General features: G+C 69.3%; 24 protein-coding genes. 19 read left to right on the top strand and 5 right to left on the bottom strand.

The features are described from left to right. Positions 1 to 3 precede the first annotated feature (3 nt). From WCE37_RS12285 to WCE37_RS12275, 3 genes are read left to right on the top strand one after another with little or no spacing between them, the layout of a single operon-like run. Positions 4 to 768, top strand: a complete 765-nt coding sequence (locus WCE37_RS12285) for a peptidoglycan DD-metalloendopeptidase family protein (protein ID WP_343279611.1) — start codon at positions 4 to 6, stop codon at positions 766 to 768. Between the two features lie 57 nt (positions 769 to 825). Next, positions 826 to 1,548: an ABC transporter ATP-binding protein gene (locus WCE37_RS12280; protein WP_343279610.1), complete on the top strand. Its 723-nt coding sequence runs from the start codon at positions 826 to 828 to the stop codon at positions 1,546 to 1,548. Then, a complete protein-coding gene (locus WCE37_RS12275) occupies positions 1,545 to 4,073 on the top strand; it encodes an FtsX-like permease family protein (protein ID WP_343279609.1) in 2,529 nt (842 codons plus the stop codon). Before WCE37_RS12280 ends, WCE37_RS12275 begins: the two co-directional genes overlap by 4 nt. Before the next feature lie 91 nt (positions 4,074 to 4,164). Here WCE37_RS12275 and WCE37_RS12270 read toward each other — a convergent pair whose 3' ends face one another. After that, complete coding sequence (locus tag WCE37_RS12270; RefSeq protein ID WP_343256188.1) at positions 4,165 to 4,425, bottom strand: hypothetical protein; 261 nt, start codon at positions 4,423 to 4,425, stop codon at positions 4,165 to 4,167. A gap of 140 nt (positions 4,426 to 4,565) precedes the next feature. On the opposite strand from WCE37_RS12270, the gene WCE37_RS12265 reads away from it, so the two are divergent. Next, positions 4,566 to 5,726, top strand: a complete 1,161-nt coding sequence (locus WCE37_RS12265) for a methyltransferase (protein WP_343279608.1) — start codon at positions 4,566 to 4,568, stop codon at positions 5,724 to 5,726. Continuing rightward, on the top strand, positions 5,723 to 6,430 hold the full coding sequence (locus WCE37_RS12260) for a 16S rRNA pseudouridine(516) synthase (protein ID WP_343279607.1): 708 nt from the start codon (positions 5,723 to 5,725) through the stop codon (positions 6,428 to 6,430). The genes WCE37_RS12265 and WCE37_RS12260 overlap by 4 nt, the downstream gene beginning before the upstream one ends. 51 nt (positions 6,431 to 6,481) lie before the next feature. Here WCE37_RS12260 and WCE37_RS12255 read toward each other — a convergent pair whose 3' ends face one another. Continuing rightward, a complete protein-coding gene (locus tag WCE37_RS12255) occupies positions 6,482 to 7,006 on the bottom strand; it encodes a DUF1415 domain-containing protein (RefSeq protein WP_343279606.1) in 525 nt (174 codons plus the stop codon). Then, positions 7,006 to 7,488 carry a YajQ family cyclic di-GMP-binding protein gene (locus tag WCE37_RS12250; RefSeq protein WP_343256089.1) on the bottom strand — a complete coding sequence of 161 codons (483 nt, stop codon included), beginning with the start codon at positions 7,486 to 7,488 and terminating at the stop codon, positions 7,006 to 7,008. Before WCE37_RS12250 ends, WCE37_RS12255 begins: the two co-directional genes overlap by 1 nt. 114 nt (positions 7,489 to 7,602) lie before the next feature. Here WCE37_RS12250 and WCE37_RS12245 point away from each other — a divergent pair, with 114 nt between their 5' ends. Next, positions 7,603 to 8,652 (top strand): NAD(P)-dependent alcohol dehydrogenase, encoded by a 1,050-nt coding sequence (locus WCE37_RS12245; protein ID WP_343279605.1) that lies wholly within the window; start codon positions 7,603 to 7,605, stop codon positions 8,650 to 8,652. A 114-nt stretch (positions 8,653 to 8,766) separates the two neighbouring features. Beyond that, a complete protein-coding gene (locus tag WCE37_RS12240) occupies positions 8,767 to 9,621 on the top strand; it encodes a DMT family transporter (protein WP_343279664.1) in 855 nt (284 codons plus the stop codon). Positions 9,622 to 9,754: 133 nt separating this feature from the next. Here the strand turns inward: WCE37_RS12240 and WCE37_RS12235 are convergent, their stop codons facing one another. Further along, positions 9,755 to 10,375, bottom strand: coding sequence for an OmpW family outer membrane protein (locus WCE37_RS12235; RefSeq protein WP_343256087.1), 621 nt, complete (start codon positions 10,373 to 10,375; stop codon positions 9,755 to 9,757). Between the two features lie 247 nt (positions 10,376 to 10,622). On the opposite strand from WCE37_RS12235, the gene WCE37_RS12230 reads away from it, so the two are divergent. The 3 genes from WCE37_RS12230 to WCE37_RS12220 all read left to right on the top strand — a co-directional run bounded on the left by WCE37_RS12230 (position 10,623) and on the right by WCE37_RS12220 (position 16,031). Then, positions 10,623 to 12,077 carry a dihydrolipoyllysine-residue acetyltransferase gene (locus tag WCE37_RS12230; RefSeq protein ID WP_343279604.1) on the top strand — a complete coding sequence of 485 codons (1,455 nt, stop codon included), beginning with the start codon at positions 10,623 to 10,625 and terminating at the stop codon, positions 12,075 to 12,077. Between the two features lie 10 nt (positions 12,078 to 12,087). After that, on the top strand, positions 12,088 to 13,908 hold the full coding sequence (gene lpdA / locus WCE37_RS12225; protein WP_343279603.1) for a dihydrolipoyl dehydrogenase: 1,821 nt from the start codon (positions 12,088 to 12,090) through the stop codon (positions 13,906 to 13,908). A gap of 200 nt (positions 13,909 to 14,108) precedes the next feature. Beyond that, positions 14,109 to 16,031: a peptidoglycan recognition family protein gene (locus tag WCE37_RS12220; protein WP_343279602.1), complete on the top strand. Its 1,923-nt coding sequence runs from the start codon at positions 14,109 to 14,111 to the stop codon at positions 16,029 to 16,031. A 55-nt stretch (positions 16,032 to 16,086) separates the two neighbouring features. On the opposite strand, the gene WCE37_RS12215 is transcribed toward WCE37_RS12220, so the two are convergent. Beyond that, entirely contained in the window at positions 16,087 to 17,010 is a 924-nt protein-coding gene (locus tag WCE37_RS12215; RefSeq protein WP_343279601.1) for a hypothetical protein, read from the bottom strand. Positions 17,011 to 17,191: 181 nt separating this feature from the next. Here WCE37_RS12215 and WCE37_RS12210 point away from each other — a divergent pair, with 181 nt between their 5' ends. The 9 genes from WCE37_RS12210 (at position 17,192) to atpD (ending at position 25,884) form a co-directional block, all read left to right on the top strand. After that, complete coding sequence (locus WCE37_RS12210; protein ID WP_343279600.1) at positions 17,192 to 18,736, top strand: BCCT family transporter; 1,545 nt, start codon at positions 17,192 to 17,194, stop codon at positions 18,734 to 18,736. A gap of 299 nt (positions 18,737 to 19,035) precedes the next feature. Beyond that, on the top strand, positions 19,036 to 19,419 hold the full coding sequence (locus tag WCE37_RS12205; protein ID WP_343277280.1) for a hypothetical protein: 384 nt from the start codon (positions 19,036 to 19,038) through the stop codon (positions 19,417 to 19,419). A gap of 1 nt (position 19,420) precedes the next feature. After that, the gene (gene atpB, locus WCE37_RS12200) at positions 19,421 to 20,218 is read left to right on the top strand and encodes a F0F1 ATP synthase subunit A (RefSeq protein WP_343277281.1); all 798 of its coding nucleotides are present in this window, start codon (positions 19,421 to 19,423) and stop codon (positions 20,216 to 20,218) included. A gap of 112 nt (positions 20,219 to 20,330) precedes the next feature. Then, positions 20,331 to 20,630, top strand: coding sequence for a F0F1 ATP synthase subunit C (gene atpE, locus WCE37_RS12195; RefSeq protein WP_343256079.1), 300 nt, complete (start codon positions 20,331 to 20,333; stop codon positions 20,628 to 20,630). Positions 20,631 to 20,730: 100 nt separating this feature from the next. Next, the gene (locus WCE37_RS12190; protein ID WP_343256078.1) at positions 20,731 to 21,201 is read left to right on the top strand and encodes a F0F1 ATP synthase subunit B; all 471 of its coding nucleotides are present in this window, start codon (positions 20,731 to 20,733) and stop codon (positions 21,199 to 21,201) included. A 5-nt stretch (positions 21,202 to 21,206) separates the two neighbouring features. Further along, a complete protein-coding gene (locus WCE37_RS12185) occupies positions 21,207 to 21,734 on the top strand; it encodes a F0F1 ATP synthase subunit delta (protein ID WP_343279599.1) in 528 nt (175 codons plus the stop codon). 94 nt (positions 21,735 to 21,828) lie between these two features. Then, on the top strand, positions 21,829 to 23,379 hold the full coding sequence (atpA, locus tag WCE37_RS12180) for a F0F1 ATP synthase subunit alpha (protein ID WP_343256076.1): 1,551 nt from the start codon (positions 21,829 to 21,831) through the stop codon (positions 23,377 to 23,379). A gap of 85 nt (positions 23,380 to 23,464) precedes the next feature. Next, the gene (gene atpG / locus WCE37_RS12175; protein WP_343279598.1) at positions 23,465 to 24,328 is read left to right on the top strand and encodes a F0F1 ATP synthase subunit gamma; all 864 of its coding nucleotides are present in this window, start codon (positions 23,465 to 23,467) and stop codon (positions 24,326 to 24,328) included. A 146-nt stretch (positions 24,329 to 24,474) separates the two neighbouring features. Further along, positions 24,475 to 25,884, top strand: a complete 1,410-nt coding sequence (atpD, locus tag WCE37_RS12170; RefSeq protein WP_343279597.1) for a F0F1 ATP synthase subunit beta — start codon at positions 24,475 to 24,477, stop codon at positions 25,882 to 25,884.

Genomic DNA, 25,884 nt, shown 5'->3' with positions numbered 1-25,884 from the left:
CCAGTGAAATACCTGGCGTGGATCTTCGCCGGCCTGCTGCTGGCGGCCGCCCTGCACGCGGCGACGATGTCGCCCGCCGAGCGGGCACGCATCCTGCGGATCGCGCCGGCGCCGCCGGTTCCGCCCGGGGAACGCCCGTCGACGCAGCCGGTTGCCAGCGTGAGGGCCACTGCGCCACGCGTGCAGCCGCCCAAGGCCGCGAACGCGCCGTCTGCAGGCACGCCCGCTGCCACGACCGCAGCCGCAGCGGGGCCACCGGCAGTGACACGCGTCTTGCCCCAGCCGGCGCCTCCGTCCGAGCCCGGCAGACGCGTCGACAGCGTTGCCGGACCGCCCCCGGGCCTGATGGTGCCGGTCCGGGGCGTGGCGCCCTCGCAGCTCTCGCCGACCTTTGAAGACGCCCGCAGCGAAGGCCGCGTGCACGAGGCGCTGGACATCATGGCGCCCGCCGGCACGCCGGTGCTGGCGGTGGCCGACGGGCACGTCGAGAAGCTGTTCGACAGCCGGCTGGGCGGGTTGACCATCTACCAGTTCGACCCGGGCGCACGCTACGCCTATTACTACGCGCACCTGGAGCGCTACGCGCCAGGGCTGGCGGAGCAGCAGCAGGTTCGCCGGGGCGAGGTCATCGGCTATGTCGGCAGCACCGGCAATGCCGATCCCGCCGCACCGCACCTGCATTTCGCCATTTTCCTGCTGGGTCCGGAAAAACAGTGGTGGAAGGGCACGGCGATCGATCCCTATCCGCTGTTCGCGGCGCAGCGCTGACGTCGTTTCCGGGCCCGCGCCCGATATCCTTGGCGTCCCCCGCAGCAGGAAGTTTCCATGGCCGAACAGGCATCGACCGACATCGTCCGCACCCTCGCGCCCGCCCTCGTGGCGCAGTCCCTGGGCAAGCGCGTGCAGCTGCCCGGCGGCGAACTGGTCATCCTCGACGGCGTCGGCTTCAGCATCGCGCGGGGTGAGAGCGTGGCGGTGGTCGGGCCTTCGGGCTCGGGCAAGAGCACGCTGCTGTCGCTGCTTGCGGGCCTCGATGCGCCAAGTTCGGGCACGGTGACCGTCGACGGCGCAGCGCTGTCCACGCTCGACGAGGACGGCCGCGCAAAGGTACGTGGCGACAAGGTCGGCTTCGTGTTCCAGAACTTCCAGCTGCTGCCTTCGCTGACGGCGCTGGAAAACGTGATGCTGCCGCTGGAGCTGCGCGGCGATGACGACGCCGAAACACCGGCGCGCGCGATCCTCGGGCGCGTCGGCCTTGGCGAGCGCCTGGGGCACTATCCGCGGCAGCTGTCGGGCGGTGAGCAGCAGCGCGTCGCGGTGGCGCGCGCCTTCGTCACCGGGCCCTCGCTGCTGTTCGCCGACGAGCCCACCGGCAACCTCGACACCAGCACCGGCCAGGCCATCATCGAGCTGCTGTTCGCGCTCAACCAGGACGCGGGCACCACGCTCGTGCTGGTGACACACGATGAACACCTGGCCGAGCGCTGCGGACGCACGCTGCGCATCGAAGGCGGGCGGCTGGTGGCCGACAGCGGCCCGGCGGCATGAGGGTCGCGCGGCTTGCCTGGCGCCAGCTCAGGCGCGACCTTGCCTCGGGCGACGTGCGCATCCTGCTGGCGGCGCTGGTGCTGGCGGTGGTGGCGGTCACGGCGGTCGGCTTTGTCACCGACCGCGCCGCGCGCGCGCTGGCGATCGAGGCCAACCGCCTGCTCGGCGGCGACGCCGTGCTGCGCGGAGACGCACCGATCGAAGGGCCGGCACGGGACGCGTCGCTGGCCCCGGGCCTGCAGCACGCGGACACCGTCGAACTCGACACCATGGTGCGCGTCGGCCGCGGCGAGGCGGCGCAGCTGAAGCTGGGCGAGCTGCGTGCGATCGGCGAGGGCTTCCCGCTGCGCGGCGAGTACCGCATTGCCGGCGCCGACGGCATCGAGCGCGCGACCGGGGGGATCCCGGCACCGGGCACGCTGTGGATGAGCCGCGGCGGTGCCGACACCCTGGGCGCCAGCATCGGCGACAGCGTCGGCATCGGCACCCTGGAGCTGCGGCTGGAGGCCCTGGTGGTGCAGGAGCCCGATGCCGCGCTGGACTATTTCAACGTGGCGCCCAAGGTCTTCATCCACCCGCAGGACCTCGCCGCGACGGGGCTGGTGCAGGAGGGCAGCCGTATCCGCTACCGGCTGGTGGTTGCGGGTGATGCGGGCGCCGTGGAGCGCTTCACCGCCGTCGCGCGCGGCAACCTTGCACGCGGCCAGCGGCTTGAAACGGCCGCCGATGCGCGCCCCGAAGTGCGCTCGGCGCTCGATCGCGCAGGCCGCTTCCTCGGGCTGGCTGCGCTGGTGTCGGTGGTGCTGGCCGCGGTTGCGGTGGCCATGGCCGCGCGCCGGCACAGCGCGCGCCACCTGCAGGGCGCGGCGGTCATGCGCTGCCTCGGCGCAAGCCAGGCGACCCTGGCCGGCATCCACATCGGCGAGCTGCTGCTGCTCGGGCTGATGGCCTGCACCGCGGGGGTCGCCGTTGCCTGGGGGCTGCAGTGGCTGATCGCCGGCTGGCTGGCCGGCATGCTCGGCATCGACATCCCGCCGGCGGGCCTGCTGCCTGCGCTTGGCGGCTACGGCGTGGGCATGGTGGTGCTGCTGGCCTTCGCCGTGCCACCGGTGCTGGCCCTGCGCCGGGTCCCGGCGCTGAGCGTGCTGCGCCGCGACCTCGACCCCACCGAGCCCGCCGCACTGGTCGTGCTGGCCGCCGGCGTCGCCGGCATCGGCGCGCTGCTGTGGTGGCAGGCGGGGTCGGCGACGCTTGCGATCGCGATGCTGGCAGGCATCGCCACCACCCTGGGCGTGCTGGCGCTGCTCGCCTGGCTGATGATCCTGGCCGTGCGCCGGCTGCGCACGCGCCTGCGCGGCGCCGCGCGCTACGGCCTGGCCAATGTCAGCCGCCGGGCCGGCACCAGCATCGCCCAGGTGTCCGCGCTCGGCCTCGGACTGATGGCCCTGCTGCTGCTGACCTTCGTGCGCACGGACCTTGTCGGGCGCTGGCAGCTGGCGCTGGCCGAGGAAGCGCCCAACCGCTTCATCGTCAACGTGCAGCAGGACCAGATCGACGGCGTGGCCGCGATCGCCGCGGCGCAGGGCCTGGCCGAGCCGATGCTGTACCCGATGGTCCGCGGGCGCCTGGCCACGCACAACGGAGCGGCGGTCAGCGGCAGCGATTTTGCCGCTGGCGGCGGCGGTGACGAAGACTCGCGCCGCGCGCAGCGCCGGGCCGACCGCGAGTTCAACCTGTCCACCGCCACCGAGCTGCGCGACGACAACCGGGTCACCGCGGGCGCGTTCTGGGAGCCGGGCGGCGGCGAGGGCACGGAGCTGTCGGTCGAGGCCGGCTTCGCCGAATCGCTGGGCTGGGGGCTGGGCGACCGGGTCGCCTTCGATATCGCCGGCCGCCGCATCGAGGGCCGCGTCACCAGCCTGCGCGAGGTCGAGTGGGAGAGCTTCCGGCCGAATTTCTTCGTGCTGTTCTCGCCGGGCGCGCTGGACGGCTATCCGGCCAGCTGGATCACCGCGGTCAGCGTGCCGCAGGGCGATACCGCGTTCACGCGCGCCCTGGTGCAGCGCTATCCCAACGTCTCGGTGATCGACGTCGACGCGGTGCTGCAGCAGGTGCGCAGCACCGCCGACCAAGTGTCGACGGTCGTTGAAGTGGTGTTCTGGTTCGCGCTGGCCGCGGGCCTGCTGGTGCTGCTGGCTGCAATCAGCGCCAGCCAGGACGAACGCCTGCTCGAAGGCGGGGTGATGCGAGTACTCGGGGCCAGCCGGCGGCAGCTGCGGCTGGCGCAGGCCTCGGAGTTCGCGGTCATCGGCCTGCTCTCGGGGCTGGTGGCGGCGGTCGCGGCCTCGGTGCTGGCGGGCGTGGTCGCCACCCAGGTGTTCGACCTGCCTTGGGAGCCGGACATCGCGATGGCGGCGCTTGGCGGCCTGGCCGGCATGGCCGCGGCCCTGCTGGCTGGGCTCTGGGCCACGCGGCGCGTGCTGGACGCGCCACCGGCGGTAACGCTGCGCGAACTGCAGGGTTGATGCGGTGGCCGGACCGGCGGGCCAGCCGATGGCCTTGGGCAAACCGCAGGGCTGAGCGCGCCACGCGCCGGGTGCACGTGGCGCGCCCCGATCAGCCGGTGACGGACTCGGGCTCGGCCTCGAAGCGCCGCGCGTAGCTGCGCTCTTCGGCGACCGAGGCGACGTCGTCGTCGGCGCTGTCGGGAGCCCCATATACCGCGTAGGCGATCCCGTCGCCCTTGCGACCGATCTGGCGCAGCCGGTAACGCGGCTGCCCGCCGCCGGTGTCCGGGGGATAGTGGGTGGGCGGCGTTTCGGCGTCGATGTCCAGCTCGCTGTTGTCGATGGGGCCGCCGACGAAAAGTGCGCGCATGCGTGGTTCCTTGTGGTCCGGGATTGGCCCGATGCTGGCAAATCCGGCATTCGCACCGGATGAAGCATGCGTTCGTCGACCGTGCAGGGACGGTTGCCGCACTACAATCCCGTGCCCTTGAATCGAGTCCCCGACCCTCAATGACCAGTCCTGGCGATGCCGCCCTCGACGCGCTGCTCCTTCCTTTTGCCGACGGCACGCTGGCCCGCGAGGCGGAAGCGCTGTTCCTGCGTGCCCGCGCGGGCGCGGCGCTGGATCCGCAGGACTGGCCCGAGCTTGCCTGCGAAAGCGTATTCAAGCCGGACGCCGAGGCCTTGCAGGAGGCCGGCTTCACGGTGACCGATGGGCTCGCGGAAGGCTCGCGCGACCGTGCCCCGGCGGATATCGGCGGCGACGCCGGCGCCCGGCCGCTGGTGCTGCTGCTTCCACCGCGCCAGCGCGATGAGGCGCGTGCAGCATTCGCCGAGGCCCTGGCGCGCGCGGCGCCGGGCGCGTACGTGGTCGCGAGCGTCGCCAACGATGCCGGCGCGAAGTCCGCCGAGGCCGACTTCGCGCGCATCGCCGGCCCGGTCAGCACGCGCAGCAAGTACAAATGCCGCGTGTTCTGGGCGCGTGCCGGGCAGGCCGGCGCGGATCCGGCGCTGGCGGCGCAGTGGCGCGGGCTCGACGCACCGCGACGGATCGAAGGCGGCCGCTTCCTGAGCCGGCCGGGCGTTTTCGCCTGGGACCGCGTCGACCCGGCGTCGGCGCTGCTCGCACGGCATCTTCCAAGCGACCTCGCTGGCCGCGCCGCCGACCTCGGCGCCGGCTACGGCTACCTGTCGGCCGAACTGCTCGAGCGCTGCCCCGGCGTCACCGCACTGGACGTTTTCGAAGCCGACGCCCGCGCCCTGGCGCTGGCGCGGCACAACCTCGCCGGCCATGCGCCGCGCGTGGCCCTGGGCTTCCATTGGCAGGACGTGACCGCGGGCATTGCGACGGGCTACGACGTGCTGGTCAGCAATCCGCCGTTCCACGTGCCCGACGGCCGCGAGCGTCCCGACGTCGGCCGCGCCTTCATTGCTGCGGCCGCCCAGGCGCTGCGCCCCGGTGGCCGGCTGTGGCTGGTCGCCAACCGCCACCTGCCCTATGAAGAGACCCTGGGCACCGGCTTTGGCGAGGTGCGCCTGGTAGCGCAGGAGGGCGGGTTCAAGGTGGTGGAGGCGGTGAAGTCCACGGGTGCGCGTCCGCCGCGGCCCGCGCGCGAGCCGCGTGAGCCGCGTGGCAGCTGGGATGCGCGCGAGGCGCGGATGCGGCGATGAAGCTGGTCAAGACGCTGGCCAACCTGGGCCACGGCAGCCGCAAGCAGGTGGCGCTGATGTTCCGCGAAGGTCGGGTGACCGATGCGGCGGGCGAAGTGCTGTACGCGGACGACCAGCCCGAGCGGGCCGATGTGCGCGTGGACGGCGAGCCGCTGGACCCGCCGCCGGGCCTGCTGCTGATGCTGCACAAGCCGGCCGGCTACACCTGCTCCAAGAAGGATCGCGGCCGCCTGGTCTACGAGCTGCTGCCGGAGCGCTTCGCGCTGCGTTCGCCGACGCTGTCGACGGTGGGGCGGCTGGACCGCGACACCAGCGGCCTGCTGCTGATGACCGACGATGGCCAGCTGCTGCATCGGATCATCTCCCCGAAGTCGAAGCTGTCGAAGGTGTACGAGGCGACGCTGGCGGAACCGCTGCGCGGGGACGAGGTGGCCGCGTTCGCCAGCGGTACGCTGATGCTGGAGTCCGACGACACGCCGCTGCTGCCGGCGGAGCTCGAGGTCATTTCGCCCACCCGGGCGCGGCTGACCCTTCACGAGGGCCGCTACCACCAGGCGCGGCGGATGTTCGCGGCGGTGGGCAACCATGTCGATGCGTTGCATCGCAGCCACGTGGGCGGACTGTCCCTCGGCGACCTGCCGGAAGGGCAGTGGCGCATGCTCGACGAGGCCGGCCGCGACTCGATCTTCAGCCCCGGTCGCTGACGGACGGCCGACTGATCCCGCCTCTCGCCCTGCCGCAGCCCCGATGACCGCCTAGAACAGGTCACGCCACCCGGCATGGCCCAGCTTCTGCAGCGTCTCGACGTTGCGCTCGACGATCTCGTCGGGATCTGGAAACGCCTCGACCGCGCGCGAGACGCTGTCTTCGCGCAGCAGGTGCAGGGTCGGCCAGGGCGAGCGGTTGGTGTAGTTGCCGATGTCGTCCGGCTCGCTGCCCGCGAACTGGTACTGCGGGTGGAAGCTCGCGACCTGCAGCTCGCCTTCCAGGCCGAGTTCCGCGACCAGCGCGTCGGCGGTCTCGAGAAAGTCGTTGTAGTCGAGGAAGTCGCCCAGCACGTGCGGATGCACGATCAGCGTCGTGTCGACATCGGCCGCCGGCGTGTCGCGCAGGCGCGCCAGTTCTTCGCCGAGTTCGGCCAGCAGCGCGGCCTCGTCGCGAGCCCCGCTCAGCACCATCCGCACCTGGCCCTTGTTGACCACGGCCTTGGCGAAGGGGCAGAGGTTGAGGCCGATGACCGCGCGTTGGAGCCAGCGGCGGGTGTCTTCCAGCGGATCCATCAGTCGCGGAAGTTGTCGAACTGCAGCGGCTGCTCGAACTCCTTGCCCCGCAGCAGCGCCATGACGTCCTGAAGGTCGTCGCGCTTCTTGCCGGTCACGCGCAGCTTGTCGCCGTTGATCTGGGTGTCGACCTTGAGCTTGGCGGCCTTGATCTCGGCGCCGATCTTCTTCGCCAGGTCGCGTTCGATGCCCTGCTTGACGGTGACCTTCTGGCGCGCGCCGGCGAGGTTGGTCTCGACGTCGCCGAACTCCAGGCAGCGGGTGTCGATCTTCCGCGCCGCCAGGCGGGCACGCAGGATGTCGGTCATCTGCTGCAGCTGGAATTCGCTCGGCGCGCGCTGGGTGATCACCGCGTCCTCGCGCTCGAAGGCTGCATCCACGCCCTTGAAGTCGAAGCGCGTGGTCAGCTCGCGGTTGGCCTGGTCGACGGCGTTGGTCAGCTCGTGGGTGTCGACTTCGGAGATGATGTCGAAGGACGGCATGGCGCGGTAACCACCTTGGAATGAAGGGGCCTCAGGGTACCGCAACGCGGTCGGCGCGGGCCTCGTGCATCATGGGCGCCCGGCCGCCCCCACGGCCATTCCCGGAGTCCGTCCATGCACAAGACCGCCGCCTATGCCGCCACCTCGGCCACCGCGCCGCTGGCGCCCTGGAGCCTGGAGCGCCGCGAGCCGCGCGCCGGCGAAGTATTGATCGACATCCGCTATTGCGGCATCTGTCATTCCGACCTCCACACCGTGCGCGGCGAGTGGGGCGCGGTGGACTACCCGCTGGTGCCTGGGCACGAGATCGTCGGCCATGTTGCCGCGGTCGGTGAAGGCGTGGAGCGGTACAAGGTGGGTGATGCGGTCGGCGTGGGCTGCTTCGTCGACTCCTGCCGCAGCTGTGCGCAGTGCGCGGCGGGCGAGGAGCAGTACTGCGACAAGGGCATGGTCGCCACCTACGGCAGCGTCGATCCGTCCACCGGCGAAGTCACCCAGGGCGGCTATTCCACGCGCATCACCGTGCACCAGGACTACGTGCTGCGGATTCCGGACGGCCTGCCGCTGGATCGCGCCGCGCCGCTGCTGTGCGCCGGCATCACCACGTTCTCGCCGCTGCGTCGCTTCGGGCTGAAGGCCGGTGACGAGCTCGGCGTGGTCGGCCTGGGCGGGCTCGGCCACATGGCGGTCAAGCTGGGCGTCGCGATGGGCGCGCGCGTGACCGTGCTCAGCACCTCGGAGCGCAAGCGCGAGGACGCGCTGAAGCTGGGCGCCCATGCCTTCGAAGTGGCCGGCAGCGATCGCGGCGCGGCGCGACGCCTGGCCAAGCGCTTCGACATGATCCTCGATACCGCCTCCGCCGCCCACGACTACAACCTCTACCTGGGCATGCTGAAGATCGACGGCACGATGGTCCTGCTGGGGATGCCCGAGCCGACGCCGGTGTCGGCGGGTGCACTGGTGATGGGCCGCCGCCGGCTGGCCGGTTCGTTGATCGGCGGCATTCGCGAGACCCAGGAAATGCTCGACTTCTGCGCCGCCAACGGCGTGGCCAGCGACATCGAGCTGATCGACGCCGCCGGCATCAACGAGGCCTACGAACGCATGCTGCGCGGCGACGTGCGCTACCGCTTCGTGATCGACGCCGCCACGTTCGGCGGCTGAGCGCGGTCAATGGACCCGGTTGGACCCGGAACGGCGGCGGACGCGGCTGTCGGCGGCACCGTCGATGCCAGCGAAGAGGTGGCCGCGCGCGACCACCGTCGCGCCATCGCCGCGATGCTCATCGCGGTCGCCGTGCTGTGCGTGATGGATGCCTGCATGAAGCAGCTTGCGGGGCATTACCCGCCCTTGCAGGTGGCGGCGCTGCGCGGACTGGTCGGCCTGCCGCTGGTGCTGGCATGGGCGGCCGCGACCACCGGCCTGCGGCCGCTGTTGCGCATCCACTGGCCGCTGCACCTGCTGCGCGGCGTGCTGGGCGTGGGGTTCCTGTCGTGTTTCGTCGCCGGCCTGCGTGACCTGCCGATGTCGACCGCCTATGCGATCACCTTCGTCGGGCCGCTGCTGGTCACCGCGATGGCGGTGCCGCTGCTGCGCGAGCACGTCGGGCCGCGGCGCTGGACGGCGATCATGGTCGGCATCGTCGGCGTGCTGGTGGTGCTGCGGCCGGGCGGGGAGGGCGTGCTCACGCATGCGGGCTTGCTGGTGCTGTTTGCCACCGTCTGCTATGCGGCCTCGGTCGTGATCGTGCGCATGCTGGCGCAGCGCGACAGTGCGCAGTCGCTGGTGTTCTGGTTCCTGGCCATGGTCGCCATCGGCGCGGGACTGCTGGCCTGGCCGCAGTGGGTGCCGCTGCGCATGGCCGATGGCTGGCTGCTGGCCGGCATCGCGGTGTCCGGCACCCTGGGGCAGGTCGCGCTGACCCACGCCTTCCGCCTGGGCCAGGCCTCGCTGATCGCGCCGCTGGAGTACACCGCCCTGCTCTGGGTGGTGGTGCTGGACCTGGTGCTGTGGCAGGCCCTGCCCGACGGCATGACCTGGCTGGGTGCGGCGATCATCGTCGTCAGCGGGCTGTACATGATGCGGCGGGAGCGGGTGGTCAAGGCGCAGCCGTTGGAAAGCGGCGAAAGCTGAGCCGGACCGCGCAAACCGTATGGCCAAGGTGGAAGCGAAACCGTAAGCGGGGTCGTGGCCGGCCGGCGCCGGAAACGGAAACGGGCCCCGCAGGGCCCGTCTCCATCAGTCGGATGCGTCACAGGGTCCGGCGTCAGAACCGTGCGCCGATGCCCACGCCGAGGACCACCGGGTCAAGCTTGGCCTCGCCGGCGTCCACGCCGTTGATCTTCACGTCGGAGTCGGCCTGGAAGTAGCGCGCATCGGCGCGCGCAAACCAGGTCGGGGTGATGTTGACGTCCATGCCGACCGTCGCCACCGCACCCTTGGCGGTCTCCACGCCGACGCGATCGCCGGCGGGCGTGGCGCTCTCGTTGTCGTAGTTGGTCTCGTGGTAGCCGAGGCCGACGAACGGGCGCACGGTGCTGTCGGGGGTGCCGAAGCGGTACTGGCCGCTCAGCGAGTAGGGCTGGGCGTCGACGCTGCCGACCTTGCCGCCGCCGGCGTTGACGCGCTGGCCGTAGCTGTCCGCGGCCCAGGCTTCAACGCCCCAGTTGTCGGTGATGTGGTAGGTCACGCCAAGCGTGGGCGTGCCCTCGCCCTCGAACTCGGTACGGGTACCGGCGATCTCGGGGTTGCGGGTCGGTTCCACCATCGAATAGCCGGCGACGACCGAGACGCGCTTGTCGGCGGTGCTGCCGGCGTCCTGGGCAAAGGCGGTCGGGGTGATGGCAATGGCCAGCGCGGCCGGAATCAGGATCTTCATGGGGGACATGGGGGAGTCTCCTCGTTACGAACGTATGGTCCCGGGATGGGACGGCGCCACCCTATCGATGCGCGCATGAATCCCGCTTGTCGCGGCGGCGGGATCACGGGAACTTCCACACATCCGGTTCATCCACTGCACCACGCGTCCACGCCGGTGAATCGCGGATGAGCGCCGGCGCGGGGGCGGCGCGCTTGGCGCGTGCAGCGGCCGGGGCCACAATAGCGGCCCGACCGATCCCCCCGTGGAGACCCCGATGGCCAGCACCCAGGAAGCACGCGTACCGGACATCGGAGGTTTCGACGACGTTCCGGTGATTGAAGTGCTGGTCGCCGTCGGCGACAAGGTCGACAAGGACCAGAGCCTCATCACCCTCGAATCCGACAAGGCCACGATGGAGGTCCCGTCGCCGTTCGCGGGCACCGTGCGCGAGCTCAAGGTGAAGGTGGGCGACACGCTGTCAGAAGGCGGCGTGGTGGCGCTGATCGAGGCGGCCGACGCCGACGCCGACGCCGACGCAGCCGGGGATGCCGGTTCCGGAAGCGCTGCGCCCGCGCCCAAGGCCGGGGGCGACGCTGGCGGTGAAGAGCGTGCCCAGCCCGAAGCGGACGCGAAAACCACGCCCGCCGCCGAAACCGGGACCCGGGTGCAGCCGGTGGCCGTGGCCGAGGCCGCCGACAACATCGCCCAGGCCTCGATCGACCACCAGGCCGGCGTGGCTGCGGCCGAAGACACCGCGCCGCCGCGGCGCTTCGACGCCGATGCACTGCTGCCGGGCAAGGTGCCCTATGCCAGCCCCGCGATACGGCTGTTCGCGCGCGAGCTCGGCGTCGACCTGCTGCAGGTGAAGGGCAGCGCGCGCAACGGGCGCATCACCCGCGAGGACGTGCAGCAGTTCGTGAAGGGCGCGCTGCAGGGCGGCGCCACTGCCGGGGGCGCGGTCGCCGGCGGTGCCGGGCTGTCGCTGCTGCCCTGGCCGAAGGTCGACTTCTCGAAGTTCGGCGAGGTCGAGGAGCAGCCGCTGACCCGGATCCAGAAGATCAGCGGCGCCAATCTCGCGCGCAACTGGGCGATGATTCCGCACGTCACCCAGCACGACAGTGCCGACATCACCGATCTCGAGGCGCTGCGGGTCGCGCTCAACAAGGAGAACGAGCGCGCCGCCGCCAAGGGCGAAGGCGTCAAGCTGACCATGCTCGCCTTCATCATGAAGGCCAGCGTCGTGGCGCTGCAGGAGTTCCCGGAGTTCAACGCCTCGCTCGATGCCAGCGGTGAAACGCTGACCCTGAAGAAATATTTCAACATCGGCTTCGCCGCCGACACGCCCAAGGGCCTGATGGTCCCGGTGGTGCGCGACTGCGACCGCAAGGGCATCAACGGGATCGCGCAGGAAACCTCGGTGCTGGCGAAGAAGGCGCGCGACGGCAAGATCGGCCCGGCGGACATGTCCGGCGGCTGCTTCTCGATCAGCTCGCTGGGCGGCATCGGCGGTACCTCGTTCACGCCGATCATCAACGCGCCGGAGGTGGCGATCCTGGGCGTGTCCAGGTCGGCGATGCAGCCGGTCTGGAACGGCGAGAAGTTCAAGCCGCGGCTGATGCTGCCGCTGTCGCTGAGTTACGACCACCGGGTGATCGACGGTGCCGCGGCGGCGCGTTTCACCGCCTATCTCGCACAGCTGCTCGGCGACATGCGCCGGGCGATGCTCTGAGGGCGCGACCATGGCGAACATGATCGAAGTGAAGGTTCCCGACATCGGCGGCCTGGACGGCGTGCCGGTGATCGAAGTGCTGGTGGCAGTCGGCGACACCGTCGCCGTCGACCAGGGGCTGGCGACGCTGGAGTCGGACAAGGCGACGATGGAAGTGCCCTCGTCGGCCGCCGGCGTGGTCCGCGAGGTCAAGGTCAAGGTTGGCGATACCGTGGCCGAGGGCAGCGTGGTGGTGGTGCTTGAAGCCGAGGCGTCCGCGGACGCTGCGACCCAGGCTGGCGACTCCGGCGCAGCGGCAAAAAGGCCCGCTCCCGCCGATGACGCCGGTCCAGGCAAGCCACCGGTGGCCCGCTCGCATCGCGCGCCCGCCGAACCGGAAGCGCCCGCGCCAGCCGCACCCAGTGGCCGCAAGGCCGACATCGAGTGCGCCCTGGTCGTGCTTGGCGCAGGCCCCGGCGGCTACACCGCCGCCTTCCGCGCCGCCGACCTCGGCATGGACGTGGTCCTGGTCGAGCGCTACGAACAGCTCGGCGGCGTCTGCCTCAACGTCGGCTGCATTCCGTCCAAGGCGCTGCTGCACGCCGCCGGGGTGATCGACGAGGCCGCGCATGCCGCCGACTACGGCATCAGCTTCGGCAAGCCGAGGATCGATATCGACGCCCTGCGCGGCCACAAGGAGCGCGTGGTCGGCCAGTTCAACAAGGGCCTGGCCGGCATGGCGAAGCAGCGCAAGGTGCGTGTGGTCACTGGCACCGGCAGCTTCGCCTCGACCAACGAGATCGAGGTCACCGGCAGCGATGGCAAGGTCCAGCTGCTGCGCTTCGAACAGTGCATCATCGCCGCCGGCTCGCAGGCGCTGGAGCTGCCGGGTTTCCCCTGGGACGACCGGAGGGTGATGGATTCCACCGACGCGCTCGAGCTGGCCGGGGTGCCGAAGAAGCTGCTGGTCGTTGGCGGCGGCATCATCGGCCTGGAGATGGCGACGGTGTACCGCGCGCTGGGCAGCGAGATCACCGTGGTCGAGCTGGCCGACCAGCTGATGCCGGGCGCCGACAAGGACCTGGTCAAGCCGCTGGCCGATCGGCTGAAGAAGCAGGGCGTCGCGATCCACCTGAAGACGAAGGTGGTCGAGGCCAAGGCGCAGAAGAACGGCATCAGCTGCAGCTTCGAGGGCGACAACATCCCCGACGGCAAGCTCTACGACCGCGTGCTGGTGGCCGTGGGTCGCGTGCCAAACGGCAAGCGCATCGGCGCTGAAAAGGCCGGGATCACCGTGGGCGAGCGCGGCTTCATCGAGGTCGATGGGCAGATGCGCACCAACGTTCGCCACGTCTTCGCCATCGGCGACCTGGTCGGCCAGCCGATGCTGGCCCACAAGGCGACCCACGAGGGCAAGCTCGCGGCCGAGGTGGCCGCCGGCGAGAAGCGCGAGTGGATCGCGCGCGTGATCCCGTCGGTCGCCTATACCGATCCAGAGATTGCCTGGGTGGGCGTCACCGAAACCGAGGCGAAGGCGAAGGGCATCAAGCCCGGCGTGGCGAAGTTCCCGTGGGCGGCGAGCGCGCGTGCGGTCGGCATCGGCCGCGGCGAGGGCTTCACCAAGCTGCTGTTCGACGAAGAGACCAAGCGCGTCATCGGCGGCGCCATCGTCGGCGTGCACGCAGGCGAGCTGATCGCCGAGGTCGCGCTTGCGATCGAGATGGGCGCCGAAGCCGCCGACATCGGCCATACCATCCACCCGCATCCGACGCTCTCGGAGTCGGTGGCGATGGCGGCCGAGGCCTTCGAGGGCACCATCACCGACCTGTACATGCCGAAGAAGCGCGGCTGAGGCCGCGCGACCCGGCGTGAAATCGTGATCCCGTCCGCGCTTTCCGCGGACGGGCTTCGCCTTTCCGGCCGATCTAGGGCCGGCCCCATCTGTCGCCATCTCCTGCCGGGCCGCCAACTCGCCTGACGGGCCATCGACGCCCGTTCCGGGCGCTTGGGGATGCCTGGATTCCGCGCGCAAGCGCAACCAGGAGGGGTGAGATGAAATCTGCAAACAGGAAGTTGTTGGGCGTGGCCGTGGCCGTGGCCTGCATCGGCATGGGGGGCGTGGCGGCGAATGCCTCGGCAGCGGAGACCAGGGACCGGCTGCAGCCCGACGCGGTGGAGTTCGAGCGCCAGGAGCGCGCCATGGACCAACGCCTGCGCGAAGAAGAGACGCGGCTGCGCATCGAGCGTGCGGCCTATGCTTCGCATTTCGCGCGCGCCTATGCGGCGTATCCGCAGATCCCGCGCGGCACGCTTGAGTCCATCGCCTACGTGCAGAGCCGCTGGCACAACGTCCGCGTCGAGGAGGCCGGTGACATGGGCGACCATCACCACATGCCTGCCGCACACGGCGTGATGGGTCTTTACGCCGGTGACGGTTTTGCCGACCAGGTCGGCGAGGCTGCCGCTCTGCTCGGCGTCCCCATGGAGCGGGTGAAGAGCGACCCGGCCACCAATATCATGGCCGCCGCGACGCTGCTCGGCCGCCAGCTGCGCGGCAAGGACGTGCGTGACCTGGAGTCGCTGGCGCCGGAACTTGCGCGCTATGCCGGCTACTCCGCCCAGCCCGGCGGCGGCGAGATCGACGACTACGCGCGCGCCAGCTTCGCCTTCGACGTGCTGCTGGCGCAGGACCGCGGCGTCGACGAGAAGGGCATGGTCGTGCCGCAGACGGCGGTGGCCTGGGAGCGCGCCTTCGACGTGCCGATGCTGGTGAAGCTGCAGGCGCCGTTCGTGCGCCTGGACGTGGAGGGCGACCGCATCGAAGTCGACGGCTTCGCCGTCGATCCGGTGAGCGAGCAGCTGGTGCGCAAGGCCTCGAAGACGGACGGCGACGGCAGCCTGCGCGCGCAGAGCACGGATTACGGCCCGGCGATCTGGAATCCGGCGCATTCCAGCAACTACAACGCCTCGCGCAGCGCCTCGGTCAGCGCGGTCACCCTGCACACCGCACAGGGCAGCTACGCCGGCACCATCAGCTGGTTCAAGAACTCCTCGTCCAACGTCAGCGCGCACTACGTGATCCGCAGCTCCGACGGCCAGGTCACGCAGATGGTGCGCAACGCCCACACCGCCTGGCACGTGCGCAACCAGAACAGCTATACCCTGGGCATCGAGCACGAGGGCTACGTCAACAACAGCAGCTGGTACACCACCGCGATGTACAACGCCTCGGCGGCGCTCGTGCGCAGCTTCTGCTCAAAGTACAGCGCCATCAGCTGCGCCAGCGCCTACAAGGGCGCGCCCAGCAGCGGCATCAACGTGCTGCCCACCAGCGTCAAGATCAAGGGCCACCAGCACTTCAGCGGGCAGACGCACACCGATCCCGGCATCAACTGGAACTGGGCCAGCTATTACACCCGCCTGAACCCGACGTCCGGTGGCGGCACCCGCATCCTCGACTCGTTCGAGGGCAGCGTCGGGCATTTCAACACCAGTCCGGCGTATTCGGGCAGCACGACCGGTATCTCGACGGCATCCACCGCCACCCGTACCTGCACCACGCGCAGGAACGGCAGCTGCTCGCTGCGCGTGCTGCTCAAGGACAATCCCAACACATCGGCAAACTGGGCGGTGCGGCTGCTGTCTGGTTCGGGCAACCCGGGCAGCAACACGGCGCTGTCGCGTGCCAACGGCAGCGTCGGCTTCTGGGTCTACGCCGGTGGCAGCGGTATGAGCGTGGCCATGGGCATCGATGACAGCGATGGCACCGAGCGTTCGGTCAGCCGCAGCCTCGCCGCCAACAGCTGGACCTACGTCTCCTGGAGCCTCACCGACGCCGCGCAGTGGAACGCGTGGGTCGGCGGCAACGGCGCGATCAGCGCGAGCAGCGTGAAGCTGGATGCGATCTGGCTGTACCACGCCAACACCAGCTACGACGTCAACGTCTACATCGACGACGTGCAGGTCAGGAACTGAACAGGCGCCGCGGGGTCCGGGATTTCCGGGCCCCGCGGCGGTTCGGTCTACAGCATCAGAACCGGAACGTCACGCCCGCCATCGGGCCGTGCACCTTGAGCTGGGCGCTGCCGGTGCCCGCGTAGTCGATATCGGCCAGGCCGGCCTCGGCCGGCGGCACGATCGTTCCGGCGAACCGGTCGCGGAGCTTCAGCCGGAACCAGTCGTAGCCGACGTGCACGCCGAAGCGTTCGGTCACCAGGTATTCGACGACCACGCCGGCACGCTCGAAGTGGCCGTCCTCGTCGACGAAGTCGCCCCAGTCGGTGTCCAGGTATTGGCCTTCGAAGTCCACGCGCCAGCGGTCCACCGGACGCCAGGTCAGCCGCGTGTGTACGGCGGGACTCCAGCCCGTGACTTCGTCGCGCAGGCGCGCCGAGCCGGCATCGAGCTCCTCGGTCCCGGTCCAGCTGGCGTCGGCCACGGCCTCCAGGTCGACGTGGGTGGCGCCCAGGCCCAGGCCCCATTCCAGGGCCGGCGTGGCCACGATCGCGTACTCGTAGTGCAGCGACGCCATCGCGAACTTGATCCGGCCCGAAGCGTCCACGGCCGGCAGGGCGAGGGATTCGCCGGGGGTGGGGTTGACGACGCCACCGCCGAAGCTCCAGGCATCGTCGTTTTCGTAATCGTAGTAGCTGGCGCCGATCGACTGGCGGTCGGTGATGCGGACGTTGAGGGCGCCGCGGGGGCGCCAGTCGTCGCCGGTATCGAGCGTGGCGGCGTCGGAGAAGGTTACGGTGTCTGTGCCGTCGCTGGCTTGGCCATCGACGCCGAGGCGCAGGTCGGCGCCCGGGTTGAAGGCGCTCAGGCGCAGCGTGAAGCGGTCGTCGCGGTCATTGCCGTCCTGGGCGAAAGCAGGTGACGCGATGGCCGCCAGTGCCACGGCGAGGGCGGCGTGTCGCAGGGTGTTGATGGAAGTGCGGTGATGCGCGCAGGTCATGTGGGGAGCTTCGCTGGTGGGGAAGGGCGTGCAGTGTTGAACGCCAGCCGGTGGCAGACGCGTGAAAAACGTTGCGGCGGTCTGTCGTCGCGGTGCCGGCCGGCATCGGGCGTCATGTCACGTCACGTGGCAGCGGCCTATGCTGTCGTCCGCATCCGGTCGCACAAAGGGGGAGCCCCCCATGGTGTTCCGCATTTCGCTGCTGCTGGTCGTGGCCCTGGCCGTGATCGCCGGGTTCGCGCCCGGTCCGTTCGGCACGCTGACCTCGGCGGCACTGAGCGCGGTGATCAGCCATGCCGGCTGGCTGTACCTGCTGATCGTGTTCCTCACGCTCGTGTTCCTGGCCTACCTGGCGTTCGGACCCTTTGCGCGACTTCGCATCGGCGGGCGTGACGCGGAGCCCGAGTTTTCCGGCTTCGCCTGGCTGTCGATGCTGTTCGCCGCGGGCATGGGCATCGGCCTGGTGTTCTGGGGTGCCGCGGAGCCGGTCTCGCACCTGGTGAACCCGCCGGAAGGCCTGCCGTCGGGCAGCCCGCAGGCGGCCCGCGCAGCCATGCGCTACACCTTCTTCCACTGGGGACTGCACCCGTGGGCGATCTACGCGCTGATGGGCTTGGCGATCGCCTGGTTCCAGTACAACCGCGGCGGCCGCGGCCTGATCAGCGACCTGCTGCAGCCGCTGATCGGGGACCGCCACCTGGGTTGGATCGGGACGCTGGTCAACATCGTCGCGGTGGTGGCCACCGCCATCGGCGTCGCCACCACGCTGGGCTTCGGCACCATGCAGATCAGCGCCGGCATGGCGCGCGTGTTCGGCCTGCCCACCGGCCTGGGCATGCAGCTGGCGGTGATCGGCGCGTGCTTCGTGCTGTACATGGGCTCCAGCGCCAGCGGCGTGGACCGCGGCATCAAATGGCTGTCGACCTTCAACCTGATCCTTGCCGGCGTGCTCCTGCTGGCGGTGGCTCTGCTCGGTCCCACGGGCTTCATCTTCGAGATCTTCACCACCTCGCTGGGCAGCTATTTCGACCATCTCATCGAGATGAGCCTGCGCATGGCGCCGTTCTCCGAAAGCACCTGGGTGGCCGACTGGACGATTTTCTACTGGGCCTGGTGGATCTCGTGGTCGCCCTTCGTGGGCTCCTTCATCGCCCGCGTTTCCTACGGCCGCAGCGTGCGCGAGTTCGTGCTCGGCGTGGTCGCGGTGCCGAGCCTGCTCGGCTTCGCCTGGTTCGCCACCTTCGGCGGCGCCGCGCTGTGGGGTGAAATGTTGGGAGGCGGAGACATGGCGGGAGCGCTGGCGCAGGGCTACGAGACCGTGCTGTTCAGTATGTACGCCAGCCTGCCGTTCGCGCAGCTGCTGTCCGGCGTGACCATCCTGCTGCTGGTGATCTTCTTCATCACCTCGGCGGATTCCGCGGTGCTGGTGCTTGGATTGATGTCCGGCGAAACCGCTGGCGATCCCCCCCTGTCGCGCAAGTTCGCCTGGGGCATCGCCATCGCCCTGATCGCTGCCGCCATGCTCATGGCTGGCGGGCTGGAGGCGCTGCAGACGCTCATCACCGTTGCCGCGCTGCCGTTCGCGCTGCTGATGATCGGCGTGATGGTGGGCCTGCAGCGCGTGCTGGGCATCGAGGCACTGCGCGAAAAGGCGGAAGAGCGCCGCGCCCGTCGTGCGATCGAGGAGTGGATCGCGCGCGACCGCGAGCGGGAGCCCGGCGCCTGACAAGTCGAAGCCCCGGGGAGTCCGGGGCTTCTGCAGGGCCTGCGCGGATCGACGAGGGGAGAGCGCACGCAGGCCGCGCACAGGGTCAGACAGCGGGATCGCGAAAAGGTTTCGCCCGGCCGCCGTCGCATTCATCCGCTCCGGGCCAGAGCGTGGACCTGCCGTCCCGGGGCTCCGTGACACCTCGTTCAGGCGCCCGACTTCTCCCATTGGCCCCCGACCTGATTCGACTGCTATAATTCCGGGGCTAGACGGGGCCAGTTTGTTTGGCCGGCTCCCGCACCACACCCAAGGACGCCATGTTGAATCCCCTTGCCGCAGGTTCGCGGCTGGTGCGGCGCACGATCACCTGGCAGGTGGTCGCGGTCGCCGCGCTGGCGCTTGCGCTGCTCGCGAAGGGATCCGCGTGGTCGCTGGGCGCGGTGGCAGGAGGCGCGGCCATCGCCGCGGGCGGCGCGCTGTACGGCGTGCTGGCGCTCGGTGGAGGTATTGCACCGGCCACCGGCGCGCTTGCGCGCATGGTGCTGGGGCTGCTGGCGAAGTGGGTGGTGGTGATCGCGGTGCTGGTGGTCGCGATCGGCCTGGTGCGGCTGCCGCCCCTCGCAGTGATCGGGGGCGTGATCGTCGCCCTGGTGGCACAGGTGCTGGCCATGGCCAGCGGACATCGAAACGGGAATCCTTGAAATGGCGGCTGCGGCGGACCTTACCCCCACCAGCTACATCCAGCACCACCTGCAGAACCTGACCGCGTCGGTCGGCGAGGGGTCGTTCATGACCCTGCACGTCGACACCCTGGTCAGCTCGGTGGCGATGGGCCTGCTGATCACCTTCCTGTTCTGGATCGCCACCCGCCGCGCCACCGCGGGCGTGCCCGGAAAGTGGCAGGCCTTCGTCGAGATCATGCTCGAGTTCGTCGACCGCCAGGCGCGGGACACGTACCACGGGACCAGCAAGCTGGTGACGCCGATCGCGATCACCCTGTTCTTCTGGATCCTGCTGATGAACATGCTGAAGTTCATCCCGGCGGACTTCTTCGCCATCCCGCTTGCATGGGTGGGCGTGGAGTACTGGAAGCCGGTGCCGACGGCCGACGTCAACGCCACGCTCGGCATGTCGATCAGCGTGTTCTTCCTGATGCTGTTCTTCGCCCTGCGCTCCAAGGGCCTGGGCGGCTTCACAAAGGAATTCCTGACCGCGCCCTTCGGCAAGTGGATGATGCCGTTCAACCTCATCCTCAACATCGTCGAATGGATCTCGAAGCCGGTTTCGCTGGCGATGCGACTGTTCGGCAACATGTTCGGCGGCGAGATCGTGTTCCTGCTGATCTGGGTGCTTGGCGGCGCCAGCATCATCGGCATGCTCGGCGGCGCGGTGTTCGGCTTGGGCTGGATGATCTTCCACATCCTGGTGGTCCCGCTGCAGGCCTTCATCTTCATGATGCTGTCGATCGTCTACCTGAGCCTGTCGGAAGACAGCCACTGACGTCCCGGCTCCAGTTCCCGGCTCCAGTTCAAGTTCAAGTTTTTCAGCTCCAACTCCAGCTCCACCCCAACCCTTTCGTCCAACCCTCAAAGCATCACGCCCGGAGATAACCATGGAAACCATCCTCACCACGCTTGCCCAGGTCCAGGCCTTCACTGCCCTCGGTATCGGCATCATGGTCGGCCTCGCCGCGCTCGGCGCCGGTCTCGGCCTCGCCATCATGTCCGGCAAGTTCCTCGAGTCGGCCGCGCGCCAGCCCGAGCTGATCCCGGTGCTGCAGGTCCGCATGTTCATCACCGCCGGCCTGATCGACGCCGCGTTCATCATCTCGGTCGCCGTCGGCCTGCTGTTCGCGTTCGCCAGCCCGTTCATCGGCCCGTGGACCGACGCCCTGGCGCAGCTGGCCGGCTGATCGCCTCGCCGCGCACGGCACGGGCGGCACCCGCCGCCCGCGCCCCGCAGCAAGGCCGGCATGCGCCCCGCATGCCCCGACCAACACGACAGGCACTGCCATGAACATCAATCTCACCCTGATCGCCCAAGCGCTTTCGTTCGCGGCGCTGATCTGGCTGATCGCCACCTTCGTCTGGCCGCCGCTGCTCAAGGCCATCGAAGAGCGCCAGCAGAAGATCGCCGAGGGCCTCGCCGCCGCCGACAACAGCCAGCGCGCGCTTGCGCAGGCCCAGGACAAGGCGGGCGAGGAGCTCAAGGTCGCGCGCAGCAAGGCCAACGAGATCATCGACCAGGCGCACCAGCGCGCCAACCAGATCGTCGAGGCCGCGCGCGTGGAAGCGCAGACCGAGTCGATCCGGCAGAAAGCGCTGTTCGACGCTGAGATCGAAGCCTCGGCCAACCGTGCCCGCGAGGACCTGCGCCGCCAGGTGTCCGCGCTCGCCGTGGCCGGTGCCGAGAAGCTCTTGAAGCGTGAGATCGACGCCAACGCCCACAAAGCGCTGCTCGACGAACTCGCCGCGGAGATCTGAGTCCGATGAGCCAGGAGATCACCCTCGCCCGACCCTACGCCCGCGCCGCCTTTGGGATCGCGCGCGACGGAGGCGATTTCGCGGGCTGGTCGCAGGCGCTGGCGTTCTCCGCCCGCGTCGCGGCCGATCCGCAGGTCGCGCCGCTGCTGGGCCACCCGTCGCTCACCGACGCCGACGCGGTCACGCTGCTGGCACCCGCGGCCGCGACGGCGGAACAGCGCAGCTTCCTCGCACTCCTGGCCAGCAATGGCCGCCTGGCCCAGCTGCCGGAAATCGCGGGCCTGTACGAAGACCTGCGCGCCGAAGCCGAACGCATCGTGCGCGCGACGGTGACCTCGGCGGCCGAGCTCCCGGAAGCCGAGATGGCCGGTATCCGCGCCGCGCTGGAGCGTCGTTTCGGCACCACGGTTGAAGTTGAAACCGCGATCGACGCCGCCCTCATCGGCGGTGCGGTGATCAGCGCCGGGGACGTCGTCATCGATGGTTCGCTGCGCGGCAAGCTCGGCCGCCTGCAGACGGCACTGAACCAGTAAACAGGGCCGTTGCGGTCCGGCGATGGCCGGCGCGACGCCACCACAAGATCCACTTACCGCGCACCACCCGCTGGCGCGCACCGAGGAACCGGAAATGGCAAGCACCCAGCTCAACCCCTCTGAAATCAGCGAACTGATCAAGAGCCGCATCGAGACGGTCAAGCTGGCCGCCGAAGCGCGCAACGAGGGCACGGTCACCTCCGTGTCCGACGGCATCGTGCGCATCTACGGCCTGGCCGACGTGATGCAGGGCGAAATGATCGAGCTGCCCAACGACACCTTCGCGCTCGCGCTGAACCTCGAGCGCGACTCGGTCGGTGCCGTGGTGCTCGGCGACTACGAACACCTGCGCGAGGGCGACGTGGCCAAGACCACCGGCCGCATCCTCGAAGTGCCGGTGGGTCCGGAGATGCTGGGGCGCGTGGTCAACGCGCTCGGCGAGCCGATCGATGGCAAGGGTCCGATCGGCGCCAAGCTGTCCGCCCCGGTGGAGCGCGTGGCGCCTGGCGTGATCTGGCGCAAGTCGGTCGACCAGCCGGTGCAGACCGGCTACAAGTCGGTCGACGCGATGATCCCGATCGGCCGCGGCCAGCGCGAACTGATCATCGGCGACCGCCAGACCGGCAAGACCGCGATGGCCATCGACGCGGTGATCAACCAGAAGAGCACCGGCATCAAGTGCGTGTATGTCGCCATCGGCCAGAAGGCCTCGACGGTCGCGAACATCGTGCGCAAGCTGGAAGAGAACGGCGCCCTGGCGCACACCGTCGTCGTCGCCGCCACGGCGTCGGAATCGGCGGCGATGCAGTACATCAGCGCCTACTCCGGCTGCACCATGGGCGAGTACTTCATGGACCGCGGCGAAGACGCGCTGATCGTGTACGACGACCTGTCCAAGCAGGCCGTGGCCTACCGCCAGATCTCGCTGCTGCTGCGCCGCCCGCCGGGCCGCGAAGCCTATCCGGGCGACGTGTTCTACCTGCACTCCCGCCTGCTCGAGCGCGCCGCGCGCGTGTCCGAGGAGTATGTGGAGCAGTTCACCAAGGGTGAAGTGAAGGGCCAGACCGGCAGCCTGACCGCGCTGCCGATCATCGAGACCCAGGCCGGCGACGTATCCGCGTTCGTGCCGACCAACGTGATCTCGATCACCGACGGCCAGATCTTCCTCGAGACCGACCTGTTCAACGCCGGCATCCGCCCGGCCGTGAACGCCGGCATCTCGGTGTCGCGCGTGGGTGGCTCGGCGCAGACCAAGATCATCAAGAAGCTGTCCGGCGGCATCCGCATCTCGCTGGCGCAGTACCGCGAGCTGGCGGCGTTCGCGCAGTTCGCCTCCGACCTCGACGACGCCACGCGCAAGCAGCTCGAGCGCGGCCAGCGCGTCACCGAGCTGATGAAGCAGAAGCAGTACCAGCCGATGTCGATCGCCCACCAGGCGCTGTCGATCTACGCGGTCAACGAGGGCTTCCTCGACGACGTGGCGGTCAACAAGATCGGCGCCTTCGAGGAAGGCCTGCACGCGCATTTCGACAATACCGCCGGCGAGCTGGTTTCGAAGGTCAACGGCAGCGGCGCCTGGAACGACGAGATCGAAGCGGCGTTCAAGAAGGGCATCGAAGACTTCAAGGCGACCGGTTCCTGGTGAGGCGTACCAGGGATGCGGGGTCGCCCGACCCCGGTCCCCGGACAGCAGCATCCAGCACCCCGTAGCGAGCAGAGCGAGCGAAGACATGGCCGGCGGCAGAGAAATCAAAACCAAGATCAAGAGCGTGCAGAACACCCGCAAGGTGACGCGCGCGCTCGAAATGGTCTCGGCCTCGAAGATCCGCAAGGCGCAGGAGCGGATGAAGGCCTCGCGCCCCTACGCGCGCGCGATGAGGCAGCTGATCGGCCACCTGGCACAGGCGAATACCGACTACCGGCATCCGTTCCTGGTCGAGCGGCCCGAGATCAAGCGCGTCGGCTACGTCATCGTCTCGTCGGATCGCGGCCTGGCCGGCGGCCTCAACAACAACCTGTTCCGCAAGCTGCTGGGCGAGATCCGGCAGTGGCACGAGAAGGGCGTCGAGGTCGACGTGGTCACCATCGGCCAGAAGGCGACGGTGTTCTTCCGCCGCCTGAAGGTGGACATGCTGGCCAGCGTCACCCACCTGGGCGACAACCCGGAGGTCGAGCAGCTGATCGGCATCGTCAAGGTGATGATCGACGGCTTCATCGAGGGCCGCCAGGACCGCGTGTTCGTGGTCTACAACGACTTCGTCAACACGATGACCCAGCGCGCGGCCTTCGACCAGCTGCTGCCGCTGCCGCCGTCGGACGAGCAGCTGGTGACCCATGACTGGGACTACCTGTACGAACCCGACGCCGAGACCGTGCTCGAGCACGTGCTGACCCGCTACATCGAGTCGCTGGTGTACCAGGCGGTGATGGAAAACATCGCCTCCGAGCACGCCGCGCGCATGGTCGCGATGAAGGCGGCCAGCGACAACGCGAACAAGCTGATCGACACGCTCAACCTGGTCTACAACAAGGCCCGGCAGGCGGCGATCACGCAGGAGATTTCCGAGATCGTCGGCGGCGCGGCGGCGGTGTAGCAGGAACAACCGGGATCGTCGGCGGCGCAGCCGCGGTCTGATCCATACATGCATGTGGGAGGGGCCGGGTGGCCCGGTCCCGACCAATCGCGGCCATGGCCGCTCCCACAATCAGAAAAAACAGCGAGTTCCAGAGGACTTAAGTGATGAGCAACCAGGGCAAGATCGTTCAGATCATCGGCGCGGTCGTCGACGTGGAGTTCCCGCGCAGCGAAGTGCCGAAGGTGTACGACGCACTGAAGGTCGAAGGCACCGAAATCACGCTTGAAGTGCAGCAGCAGCTCGGCGACGGCATCGTGCGCACCATCGCGCTCGGTTCGACCGACGGCCTGAAGCGCAACCTCATGGCCAACAACACCGGCAAGGGCATCTCGGTGCCGGTCGGCAAGGGCACCCTGGGCCGCATCATGGACGTCCTCGGTCGCCCGATCGACGAGGCCGGCAGCATCGAGGCGTCGGCCGAGTGGGAAATCCACCGCGACGCGCCGAGCTACGAAGAGCAGGCCGCGGCCAACGAGCTGCTTGAGACCGGCATCAAGGTCATCGACCTGATGTGCCCGTTCGCCAAGGGCGGCAAGGTCGGCCTGTTCGGCGGCGCCGGCGTCGGCAAGACCGTCAACATGATGGAACTCATCAACAACATCGCCAAGGCGCACGAAGGCCTGTCGGTGTTCGCGGGCGTCGGTGAGCGTACCCGCGAGGGCAACGACTTCTACCACGAGATGAAGGACTCCAACGTCCTCGACAAGGTGGCGATGGTCTACGGCCAGATGAACGAGCCGCCGGGCAACCGCCTGCGCGTCGCGCTGACCGGCCTGACCATGGCCGAGTACTTCCGCGACGAGAAGGACGAGTCGGGCCGGGGCCGCGACGTGCTGTTCTTCGTCGACAATATCTACCGCTACACCCTGGCCGGCACCGAGGTTTCGGCGCTGCTCGGCCGCATGCCGTCGGCGGTGGGCTACCAGCCGACCCTGGCCGAGGAAATGGGCGTCCTGCAGGAGCGCATCACCTCGACCAAGACCGGCTCGATCACCTCGATCCAGGCCGTGTACGTGCCCGCGGACGATTACACCGACCCGTCGCCGGCGACCACCTTCGCCCACCTCGACTCCACGGTCGCGCTGTCGCGCAGCATCGCGTCGCTGGGCATCTATCCGGCGGTCGATCCGCTGGATTCGACCTCGCGCATGATGGACCCGAACGTGATCGGCAACGAGCACTACGACACCGCGCGCCGCGTGCAGATGACCCTGCAGAAGTACAAGGAGCTGAAGGACATCATCGCGATCCTGGGCATGGACGAGCTGTCGGAAGAGGACAAGCAGGCCGTGTCGCGCGCGCGCAAGATCGAGCGCTTCTTCTCGCAGCCCTTCCATGTGGCCGAGGTGTTCACCGGCTCGCCGGGCAAGTACGTGCCGCTGAAGGAAACCATCCGCGGCTTCAAGGGCATCGTCGACGGCGAGTACGACCACCTGCCGGAGCAGGCGTTCTACATGGTCGGCAGCATCGACGAAGCGGTCGAGAAGGCCGCGAAGATGGCCGAAAAGGCCTGA

Source organism: Luteimonas sp. MJ250 (genome assembly GCF_039548455.1).
Classification (GTDB): Bacteria; Pseudomonadota; Gammaproteobacteria; order Xanthomonadales; family Xanthomonadaceae; genus Luteimonas.
This window is presented reverse-complemented; position numbering and strand designations above follow the sequence as displayed.